This window comes from Streptomyces sp. UNOC14_S4 (genome assembly GCF_020740835.1).
In the GTDB taxonomy this organism is placed as follows: domain Bacteria; phylum Actinomycetota; class Actinomycetes; order Streptomycetales; family Streptomycetaceae; genus Streptomyces.
The window spans coordinates 1-9,726 of record NZ_JAINFC010000293.1 but is presented as its reverse complement, the minus strand read 5'-3'; the positions used below and the strand labels follow the sequence as shown (position 1 = coordinate 9,726).

At 68.5% G+C, this 9,726-nt stretch carries 13 protein-coding genes; 5 read left to right on the top strand and 8 right to left on the bottom strand.

Features of this window, described 5'->3' with window-relative positions; genetic code table 11:
- Positions 1-39: 39 nt before the first annotated feature.
- Genes K6I34_RS23715 through K6I34_RS23705 form a run of 3 tightly spaced genes read right to left on the bottom strand, consistent with a single transcriptional unit; the run spans position 40 to position 1,344 of the window.
- Positions 40-261 carry a DUF397 domain-containing protein gene (locus K6I34_RS23715; protein ID WP_229328363.1) on the bottom strand — a complete coding sequence of 74 codons (222 nt, stop codon included), beginning with the start codon at positions 259-261 and terminating at the stop codon, positions 40-42.
- Positions 261-485, bottom strand: a complete 225-nt coding sequence (locus K6I34_RS23710) for a DUF397 domain-containing protein (protein WP_229328362.1) — start codon at positions 483-485, stop codon at positions 261-263. The genes K6I34_RS23715 and K6I34_RS23710 overlap by 1 nt, the downstream gene beginning before the upstream one ends.
- A complete protein-coding gene (locus K6I34_RS23705) occupies positions 475-1,344 on the bottom strand; it encodes a helix-turn-helix transcriptional regulator (protein WP_229328361.1) in 870 nt (289 codons plus the stop codon). The genes K6I34_RS23710 and K6I34_RS23705 overlap by 11 nt, the downstream gene beginning before the upstream one ends.
- A gap of 266 nt (positions 1,345-1,610) precedes the next feature.
- Here K6I34_RS23705 and K6I34_RS23700 point away from each other — a divergent pair, with 266 nt between their 5' ends.
- From K6I34_RS23700 to tgmC, 4 genes are all read left to right on the top strand, one after another.
- Positions 1,611-2,183: a DUF6415 family natural product biosynthesis protein gene (locus K6I34_RS23700; RefSeq protein ID WP_229328360.1), complete on the top strand. Its 573-nt coding sequence runs from the start codon at positions 1,611-1,613 to the stop codon at positions 2,181-2,183.
- A gap of 79 nt (positions 2,184-2,262) precedes the next feature.
- A complete protein-coding gene (tgmA, locus tag K6I34_RS23695; protein WP_275127136.1) occupies positions 2,263-2,514 on the top strand; it encodes a putative ATP-grasp-modified RiPP in 252 nt (83 codons plus the stop codon).
- 39 nt (positions 2,515-2,553) lie between these two features.
- Complete coding sequence (gene tgmB, locus K6I34_RS23690) at positions 2,554-3,492, top strand: ATP-grasp ribosomal peptide maturase (RefSeq protein WP_229328358.1); 939 nt, start codon at positions 2,554-2,556, stop codon at positions 3,490-3,492.
- Positions 3,483-4,622, top strand: a complete 1,140-nt coding sequence (gene tgmC, locus K6I34_RS23685; protein ID WP_229328357.1) for an ATP-grasp peptide maturase system methyltransferase — start codon at positions 3,483-3,485, stop codon at positions 4,620-4,622. The genes tgmB and tgmC overlap by 10 nt, the downstream gene beginning before the upstream one ends.
- Before the next feature lie 211 nt (positions 4,623-4,833).
- On the opposite strand, the gene K6I34_RS23680 is transcribed toward tgmC, so the two are convergent.
- The 3 genes from K6I34_RS23680 to K6I34_RS23670 form a co-directional block, all read right to left on the bottom strand.
- A complete protein-coding gene (locus K6I34_RS23680) occupies positions 4,834-5,223 on the bottom strand; it encodes a hypothetical protein (RefSeq protein ID WP_229328356.1) in 390 nt (129 codons plus the stop codon).
- Positions 5,224-5,366: 143 nt separating this feature from the next.
- A complete protein-coding gene (locus K6I34_RS23675) occupies positions 5,367-6,143 on the bottom strand; it encodes a DNA polymerase beta superfamily protein (RefSeq protein WP_229328355.1) in 777 nt (258 codons plus the stop codon).
- A gap of 5 nt (positions 6,144-6,148) precedes the next feature.
- The gene (locus K6I34_RS23670; protein WP_229328354.1) at positions 6,149-6,871 is read right to left on the bottom strand and encodes a DNA polymerase beta superfamily protein; all 723 of its coding nucleotides are present in this window, start codon (positions 6,869-6,871) and stop codon (positions 6,149-6,151) included.
- A gap of 88 nt (positions 6,872-6,959) precedes the next feature.
- On the opposite strand from K6I34_RS23670, the gene K6I34_RS23665 reads away from it, so the two are divergent.
- On the top strand, positions 6,960-7,550 hold the full coding sequence (locus tag K6I34_RS23665; protein ID WP_229328353.1) for a hypothetical protein: 591 nt from the start codon (positions 6,960-6,962) through the stop codon (positions 7,548-7,550).
- 36 nt (positions 7,551-7,586) lie between these two features.
- Here K6I34_RS23665 and K6I34_RS23660 read toward each other — a convergent pair whose 3' ends face one another.
- On the bottom strand, positions 7,587-8,027 hold the full coding sequence (locus tag K6I34_RS23660; RefSeq protein WP_229328352.1) for a MarR family winged helix-turn-helix transcriptional regulator: 441 nt from the start codon (positions 8,025-8,027) through the stop codon (positions 7,587-7,589).
- Positions 8,028-8,145: 118 nt separating this feature from the next.
- Positions 8,146-9,642: a CehA/McbA family metallohydrolase gene (locus tag K6I34_RS23655; RefSeq protein WP_229328364.1), complete on the bottom strand. Its 1,497-nt coding sequence runs from the start codon at positions 9,640-9,642 to the stop codon at positions 8,146-8,148.
- Positions 9,643-9,726 lie beyond the last annotated feature (84 nt).

Genomic DNA, 9,726 nt, shown 5'->3' with positions numbered 1-9,726 from the left:
CCACCGGACGTCGGCTATCTGTACGGGGGCGGGGGTCGCTCAGGTTTCGTGTGTGAAGTACGCCCAGGCCGTGGTCGGTACGGCGAAGGCCGGTCCGTCGGGCTGCTTGGAGTCGTGGACGGCGATCCGGTTGGTCAGCGCGGTGATGGATAGGCAGTTCGCTCCGGAGTTGATGCTGTAGGACGCCTTGAACCAAGAGGGCTCGTATGTGGCTTCGACGCAGTTCTGCCCGGCGTTGCTGTACGAGGACCTGCTCTGCATCAGGTGCGCTCCGATCGGATCTCGTGGATGAGCGAGCTCCAGGCGGCATCCGGTACGACGAAGGCCGGACCGTTGGGGTGCTTGGAGTCGCGTATGCCGATTCGGCTGGTCAGCGCGGTGATGGATATACAGCCGCCTCCCCCGTTGTCTCCGCTGTGGGAGGACTTGAACCAAGCGGATTCATCGGCGACGTCGAGTGCTGTTGGGCGGGCGCTAGTCGTCATGGAGCTCTCCTGCCAGGCGGTGCAGGAATTCGGCAGTCATGGCCGGAGCCAGGGCACCTTCCCGCAGCGCGTCGAATCTACGGGCGTACTTCCACACCTCGCGCGGCTTGTCGGAAACCGTCATGACGGATGAGCCTTCGTCCATGACGACGGAGTCAAGGCCCCCGTCGAAGTCGAGGATCACGAAGTTTGCGAGGGCCCTGTACGTGGCGAGATTCTGCGGGAGGATCTGGATGGTCACGTGGTCGAGCGCCGCGGCCTTCTCGATCCCCTGGTATTGGGCGCGCATGATGTTCGGGCTACCGACCATGCGGCGCAACACGGACTCGTCGAGGATCACCCGGAGCTCCACGGGGTCGTCGCCATGGACGATCTCCTTTCGCTTCATGCGGAGCGCGATGCTCTCCTCAACGAACTCGGTCGTCCTCTCGTCCACGGGCTTTGCCGTCATGAAGAGCGCACGGGCGTAGTCCTCGGTCTGCAGGAGGCCGAACACCACCTGCGAGTGCCAGGCGCGCATGGTGCGGGCGTCGGATTCCAGGCCCACGTACAGAGGCTGTCCCGACGGCATGAAGTTTTGGTAAGGCCGGTACCAGTCGGCGCTGAGCGAGTCGCGGTGCAGCATCAGCAGATGCTCGCGGTCGGCGCGCTCCGTGACGCCGTACAGCTCAAGCAGGTCTTCCAGGTCACGGACGCGTGGCAGCTGGTTGTGGCCGGATTCGACTCTGTTCAGTTTTGATTCTGAGCATTCGATGGCAGCGGCTGCTTCCTTCGTGCCGTACCCCTTCCTCTCCCGAAGGCGCCGGAGCTCCTTGCCCAGCTCTCGCCGACGGAACGTCGCACCGCGTCGTGCTGCCACCGCTGACCCTCCAGATGCTGTACCCCTGGGCGCTTCCCAGTACCCGTTCACCGCAAGCGTGTTGGTGCTCCGAGTGCGGCTGTCGACCTTCAGGGCGCCTCTGTTGGTGAGTCTCCCATCCTCTGAGCCTGTCCGGGGGAGCCTTGCTCTGGTTGTGCATATGCCAGTTTAGAGAATTCTGTTCTTTAAGTTGCAAGCCAAGTGCTGTCTGCGGGAGCTTGGTTAAGCCATCGGCGCACTTCAGACGCTCGCGGAGGAGTTCAGTCATGCCCGTCTTCCCCCACACCGGACTCGCGTACGTACCGCCGCAAGGAACCGCGGCGCGGCCCGAGGCGCCGCGCATCGAGGACGTGATCCGGGAGGCCGTTGCGATGGACAACCGGACGTGCCCCGCCACCGGGAGGCTCGGGTGGCTGACGCGGCATCTGCGCCGCTTCATCAGCGTGGCCGTGGTGGATGTCGAGGCCGAAGCGGGCAAGCGGCCCGTCGACGACCCCGTACGGGTGGAAGCCCTCGCCGCCGTGCGCGAAGCGGGGCACAAAGTCGGGCTCGGGCCCGGCGACGGGTACGCCTCGGCCGTCACGTACGCCAGGAGCCTCGGGCGCGGAGCCGAAGAACTGCTCCGGCAGCAGCGGCGGCTCCGCACCGAGACGGCCGTTCCGCTCGCCGGCATGGCCGGGCCCGGAGTCATCGTCGTGCCGGAGGGCGATCCCTGTGCCGAGTGCCAGGAACTCGCGGCTGAGCGGCACACCTTGGAGCTCGCGCAGGATTGGCGCGGCATGCGCGGTGCGGATGACCGGCTCGCCGTTCACCAGCGCACCGGGCACGCGTCGCGGTAGTGGCCGCCGAGGGCGTCTACCTTCTGGGCTGCGGAACTATCAGACTGTCCAGCCCGGAAACACGACTGAAGGAGATGGAATGCCGACTGCGAGCGCATTGCCTTGGGGATTGACCCGGATGGCGCCATTTCCGGAGGCCGTGCGGATTCCGTACGCGAAGCTCGTCCTCGACCCCGACACGCAGATCGCTCGGCCGGTGGACGAGAACGGCATGCCCGTACCGGTGCTGGACAGGCACAAGCGGTCGGAGACCTCGAAGGAGACCGCGACGAAGACGAGCCTGGACGGAACGCCGGATCAGGGGAGTGATCAAGAGGGCGACACGGACTGAGGGGGTGGCCGAGTGGGGGACGAGAGGCCTGTACTGGTGGTGACCCGCCTCGACGATGTGACCGCCGACCTGGTGATCGCCGAGCTGAACGCGCAGGGTGCGCCCGTCGTCCGACTGGACCCCGGCGACTTTCCGTCGGCTGTGACCTTGGAGGCGCGCCTGGACGACGGTGGGCTCAGCGGGCTGATCGATACGGCGACCCGGCGTATCGATGTCTCGGGGGTCCGTTCGGTCTACTGGCGTCGGCCGAGCGCCTACACCGCCCCTGTGGACATGACGGGTGCCGAGGCGCAGTGGTGCGTCGAGCAGGCTCGCCATGGGCTCGGGGGCGTACTCGCCACGCTGCCCGGTGCCCGCTACGTCAATCACCCCTGGCGCAACCGCGACGCGGAGTACAAGCCGGCGCAGCTGGCGATCGCGTCCCGCAGCGGGTTGCGCGTCCCGCCGACATTGATCACCAATGTGGGGGATCGCGCGCGTCGCTTCGCCGTCGAGCACGGCTCGGTGGTCTTCAAGCCGTTGCGCAACACCGACTACACCGATGTTGACGGAAGGCATCTGAACATCTGGGTTTCCGAAGTGGACCCGGATGAGATCACCGAACGGCTGAGCGCCGCACCTCATGTGTTCCAACGGACTGTGGACAAGACTTGCGACATACGGCTGACTGCGGTGGGCGGGGACCTCTTCGCCGTGCGCATTGATGGGGCGAACTCGCTGGACTGGCGTCTGCATTATGACGAGTTGACCTACGAGTGCGTGGACGTCCCGCCCGATGTCGAGCAGGGCGTACAGTCCTACCTGCGCTCGTTCGGCTTGGTCTTCGGGGCCTTCGATTTCGGGCTCGACCGGGACGGCCGTTGGTGGCTGTACGAGTGCAATCCCAACGGTCAGTGGGCCTGGTTCCCCGCACCTATCACTCAACGGATCACTCAAGCCCTCGCCGACCAGCTCGGAAACCCCGGAGGATGCCGATGAGCAGCCACTGCCGTAAAGAACTCGCCGACATCATCGCGTCCACGGGCGCGTTCGACGACGACCCCGCGCTCAGGGCGTCCTTCGAGCGGGTACCCCGGGAAATCTTCCTGGGCGATGCCGTGTATCGCCTCAACGGCACCACGTGGGAGCCTCTGCGGCGCGAAGACGTCGGGGAGGAGGAATGGCTGCGGCTGGCCTGCACCGATCAGACGTGGGTGACACAGGTCGAAGGTGTCGATGCCCGCGATGCCACCGGGGCCTTGTCGGGGAACCCCACTTCTTCCTCGACCTTGCCGTCCCTGGTGGCGCGCATGGTGCGGGTCGCCGGGGTCCGGGGCGGGGACACGGTTCTGGAGATCGGGACGGGGACGGGGTATTCCACCGCGATCCTGGCCGACCGGCTCGGGGAGGCGCGTGTGACCTCCGTCGAGTACGACCCTGGCACCGCGCGGCGAGCCGCGGACCATTTGAACGCGGCCGGTTACGCGCCGCACCTGGTGGTCGGCGACGGGCTTCAGGGCTGCAAGGAGCACGCGGAATACGACGCGCTTGTCGCGACGTGCGCGGTACGGCACATTCCCCTGCCGTGGCTGTGGCAGGTCCGTGCGGGCGGCTCGATCACGACCGCCGTGGGCGGCTGGATGCTGGCGTCCGGGCTGGTCCGGCTCGTTGTCGGCGATGGCGGAAGCGCGTCGGGCCGCTTCACGGGGGACACCGTCTCGTACATGCTCGCCCGGCCCCACGAACGACCTCCGCGTCCCGTCTTCTTCCGGCATGGAGGAGACGCGCGTGCGAGTCTCGTGGATCCTGCTGTTCTGGAGGACTGGACCGGTCACTTCGTCGCCCAACTCGGGGCACCGTCGGCGGAGCTGATGCAGACGGGCGACGGAGTGGTGCTGGTCGATGTGGCGACAGGGTCGCAGGCGTGGACCGAGGCGGCCGACGGTGGTTGGACGGTTCATCAGAGTGGGCCGTTGCGGCTCTGGGATCAGGTGGAGGCCGCCGTGATGACATGGCAAGCGGCCGGTTCTCCTGGGCAGTCCGCGTTCGGGATGTCCGTGAGTCCCGACTGCACGCAAACAGTATGGCTCGGCTCCCCCGAAGGCCCCTCCTGGCGTCTGCCCTGCTGATCGGCTGGGCCTCTGGCACTGTCAGCCTGTCCGACCCGTGCGCTGAAAGCCGGGAACTCGCCGCCAGGCGGAATGCCAACTGATCGCAGGGGCCTGTGGGCCGACCGTCGTCATGACGGCCGGCCCACAGGATTCCGCCGGGCGCGCTGTGCTCGCAGGAGCGAGGGTGGTCTGCCGGACAACCTTTGGATCCCTCGCCCCTTCTCCGGGATCAGTGGCCGTGCTTGGTGACGCAGGTGGTGTTGTTGAGCACCGCGACGAGACCGTTTCCGCAGTTGTTGCTGTGGCCTGTCGAGTTCCAGGACAGGATGCCGGACAGCAGGTCGTTGTCGATCCTTCCGCCGTCCGAGTCCTTGCCCGCGTGGTCGCTCGCGTGATCGTCTTCGACCGCGCAGGACGCGGGTGAGCCGATGGCGAGGGGGTTTCCACAGAAGGCGCTGTGGCCCGTGGAGTTGGCGCTGCCCAGGTTCGACAGGGTGCCGCTCACGGTTCCGTCGGTGATGTCGCCCCTGTCGGCGTGCGCGGGCGCCGCCCCCTTGCTGCCGCACATGGCGATGGCCGCCAGTGCGATAGCTGCCGCAATTCTCCTGCTGCGAACCATAGTTGAACGTCTCCATCCTTTGTCAGGCATTGCGCCGAATAGGTTCGGCTGCCCTAACGGTGGGTGGTCGGCTTGGTCACGCTGCGTGGATACCCTCGTTCGGGGAAGGGGGTGTGGTTCCCGATAGGTCGGTGTCCGCGTTATCAGCCCGCCTGCAGGCGCGTCTGTATCACCAGGTCGTTCAGGTCCGCCCGGGCGTCGGTCGCGTCAGGGAGTGCCGTCGACGCTTCCGCCTCGTCCAGTGCCGCGTGCAGAGCCGCGATGTCCGCCGTCAGGCGCTCGTGCGACGGTGCGCCGTCCAGTGCGGACAGGTGGCCGTGTTCGGCGGCTGCCTTCGCCGTCACGAGGCCGCGGACGTAGGCCGGTGCCTTCACCGCGGTCAGCAGGGTCGGCAGGTCGGCCTGGAGTTCGTGGGCGCGCATCAGATGGATGCCCGTGCACAGAACGCGGAACGTGTAGAGAAGCGGCTTGAGTTCGCCGGTTTTCTCGAACAGGCGCCACTGTGTTTTCGCGAAGCCGCGGTAGTGCTTGGCGTGGCGGCTGGTCAGGAGGCGCGGGGCGAGGGCGACGAGGGCGGCGTGCTCGGGGGTCGTGCGGACGACGAGCGGGGAGAGGAGTTGCTCCAGGACGTAGCCGTTGGGGCCGAGCAGGAGGCGGGCGAACTTGGCCAGGTCGTGGGTGACCAGGTCCATCTCCACGCCGTCGGCGTCCCACATGCGGCTTTGGGTCTCCCGCGGTGCCGCCAGTCCGAGGATGTCGCGCAGGGGCAGCAGGTGGACGCCGCGCAGGTCGACGTCCGAGTCGCGGGACGGGAAGCCGTAGAGGTGGGCGCCCGAGACCGTGGCGAAGAGCAGAGGGTGCTGCTGGTCCGCCACGACCTGCTTCAGGTCGGGCAGGGTGCTTATGACGTGGGCAGTCATAGCAGTCATAGCAGGCTGCTTCCGTTCGTCAGGGAGCGGCGGCGGACCGAGATCAGCCAGTTCTCCACGCGGTCGGCGTCGGGGTGTTCGGGGAGCGGGCTCGTGGTCAGGGCCCGGTCCAGGCGTACGGCGAGGTCTTCGCGCCAGGCGCGGACCTCGTCCCAGGACAGTTCGCCGCGGCGTACGGCCAGCAGGCGCTCGCGGTACGGGCCCGCGTCGATTCGTACGGTGCCGTCCTCCAGCAGCACGGCACCGCTGATCATCAGGCGGAGCATGTGCATGATGTGCTTCCAGCGCGGCTCGCCCTCGAGTTCCCGGCGGTTCTCCGCCTTGGTGAACTGGGACGCGGCGTAGCGCGCGAAGGTGGCGTACACCCTGCGGGACAGGAACGCCGGGGCCAGGTCCTGGAGTTCGGCGCCGAGCTCCGAGCGCTGTTCGACGAGTGGGCTGTGCAGGACTTCGAGGATGTTGGGGTTCCCGTTGAGCGCGAGCTCGCAGAACCGCTCCACCTCCCAGCTGAACTGCTCGGGCAGCGGGCCTTCCACGTGCGTGGGCGGCTTGGTCATGCGCCAGAAGTCGGCCGTGGGGGCTACGTACACACCGCGGCGGTCGGTGTCCGAGGCGGCGGTGGAGAGCCCGAACGCGCGCGACCCCACGACCACGGACAGGATCGTGTGCCGTTCCACCAGGAAAAGCTGCGCCGCTGACTCCGAAACCGATTCCGACATGCGGCCCATTGTCACGAGAACCGCTGTCTTTCGCCAAATGCTTTCCATGGGGAGGAAGGCGTGCGGAGGCGACGGGTACCGTACGCGGGTGACCGAGACGAAAGGCGCCCGGCTGGGCGTGGAAGCCGCCCGGCGACTCGCGAAGGCCGGTTGCTGCGAGATCGCTCCCGGGCTGAGTGACAGGGAATTCGACCGTGTCGAGGCGGAGTACGGCTTCGCGTTCTCCGCCGACCACCGTGCCTTTCTGGCGGCGGGGCTGCCCGTCGCCTCGCCGTACGAGGAGGGCCAGACCTGGAAGCAGCCCTGGCCCGACTGGCGGGACGGTGACCCCGAGGAGCTGCGGCGCCGTCTGGACCTGCCGGTGCAGGAGATCCTGTGGGACGTCGAGGCCGGTGACTGGCCCGGCCCGCTGGGGCCGCGCCCCGGGGACGGGGTGGACGCCATGGAGTGCGCGCGGCAGCGGCTGGCGGGTGTGCCGCAGATGGTGCCCCTCTACGCGCACCGTTTCCTCCCGGCCGGAAGCGGCACCTCCGGGCATCCGGTCCTGTCGATGTGGGGGACCGACATCATTTGTTACGGCAGCGACCTGGCCCACTACATCGACTGCGAATTCGGCACCGGGGAAATTCCCCGGATGATTCCGGAGGTGACCGTCCCGTTCTGGCGGGACTTCATGTGAGTGTGAGTGTGAGGCGGGGGAGGTCCGCCGTCCTTCTCAGTGGTGCCAGGCCTTTCCGTCCACATTGTGAATCATTCGCTGGAGCACCTTCAGGGTGGCGAGGTACTCCTCGTCGGAGACGCCGTCGTGAATCCGGTCGTGGTGGGCCTTCTGCCAGGCGGCGCACTGGGCGAGTGTCTTCTCGCCCGCCTCGGTGAGGCGGAGGTGGTTCCCCTCGTCGAAGGTGATCAGCCCGCGCCCGACGAGTCCGTCGATCTCCGCGTCGAGGTCGTCACCCGGCATGACGTAGTGCAGCAGCACCGCCGTCAGTTGCTCGCGGGTCTCACCGCTCCGGTTCAGCACCCACCACTGGGGCTGTGTCGTCCCGAACCCGGCGAGCCCGGTGCGAATGCTCGTCACCACTTCCCGCCCCGCGGCGGTGGCCCAGTATCCGATCGGCTGCTGGAGCAGGCCGGCGTCGTCGTGCGAGTACTTCATGGTGGTTGTTCTCCCCGTTGAGACTGTTCGCTCGTTCGCTGGTGAGATCGAACGTAGGACCTCAAGCGGACTTGAGGTCAAGAGGGGGCGTTCACCATGGTCCCTTCGCGACGCGTCCTTACTCCCTCCCCAGGAAGATCGGGTTCGTCAGGGCCGCCATCGCCCCCGGCAGGTCGTTGCCGCTGCCGCCGCCGTTCGCCGGGTGGCGGACCTCGGCGCGGACGTACGCCGCGTACGACGGGGTCGTGCGCCAGGAGATCTTGCCGTCCGCCGGGACGGGCGTGCTGTACAGCCGGCCCTGGTCCGTGACGAACGAGGCCGTGGCGCCGGACGGGGCGCCCGAGACGTCCAGACGCACCGTCACCTCCGCGTCCGGAGCCGCGGGGAGACGGTCGCCGATACCCGCGTGCGCGCCCTGTCCCGTCACGGCCTCGAAGGTCAGGTGGACGGATGAGGACTCGGCGATCCAGCTGCGGCCCGCGCGGATGCCCGCCAGTAGGGCCGTACGGGAGAGGCCGTCGGCGAGGACGACGGTCTGGGGGAGGCCCACGACCTGGGGTTCGCGGTGGGCGTCGCTGTTGCCCATGGCGGGTAGCCAGCGCCCGCCCTCGCGCGCGGACGCGACCAGCATGCTGTCCCACTGCGCGATGGCGACCTCGTCGTCCGGGGTGTACGGCCCGTTCCAGACCTCCATCGCGTCGGCCTCCGCGTAGCCGTACTTCCAGGAGCAGCCGACGCAGGTGGCGTGCGGATGGGCGGGGACGACCAGGCCGCCCGCCCGGTGGACCACGCGGGCGAAGCGGCCGAAGGAGTGGTCGCGGGCCCGGTAGCGCCAGTCGACGAACACGCCCGGGTCGGTGCCGAGCGCCACGACGTGACCGTTGCGCGTGGTGACCTCCTCGCCGGTGAGGATCAGCAGGTCGTCACCCCACAGGCCCTCCCACGCGCCGTGCGCGGAGGTCGTGTTGTGCTCCGTCGTCGTGATCCAGTCGAGCCCGGCCGCGCGCGCCGCCGCCGCGATCTCGGCGGGGGTGCGCTTGCCGTCGGAGTACACGCTGTGCAGGTGGTTGTCGCCGCGGTACCAGGCCCGCCCGCGCCCCTTGGCGTGCTGTGGCGGGTACACCGGCCGCGGCGTCGTGCCCGTCGGCCCGTATCGGAGAGTCACCTTCACCTCGTACGCCAGGCCCTGCGGGGCCACGGTGTACGGGCCCAGGACGACGTGCCAGGTGCCGGGGCCCACGGGCCCCGCGAGATAGCCGGGCGTGGCCTGCTCGGCGCTGATCGCGAACTCCGTACGGGCCCCGCCCGACCAGCCACGGAAGCCGCGCCCGCCCAGCTCCGTGCCGCGCTCGTCGAAGACGCCGATGTCCAGGGTGTTGCCCGGGGTGCCCTGTGGCACGTCCGGTCTGTCGTACGTGTACGACACCGCCAGCTCGTGGACGCCGCGCGGTACTTCGACGGGCAGATAGACGTAGTCCGGGGCGCCGGGCCGCAGGCGGCCGGAGACCGTGCGGGACTCCTCGCCGCGCCCGTCCGCCGCCGGTCCGTCGGCATGGGCGAACGTCACGGGGGCAAGCGTAAACACGCCCGCCGCGGCGGCGGTGAGCTTCAGCATGTCGCGCCGGTGCAATCGGTGCATCCTTGCCTCCGGGGTGGGTCGGGGGTGTGGCGCTCCAGGGACACCGTTGTACGTCCGGGT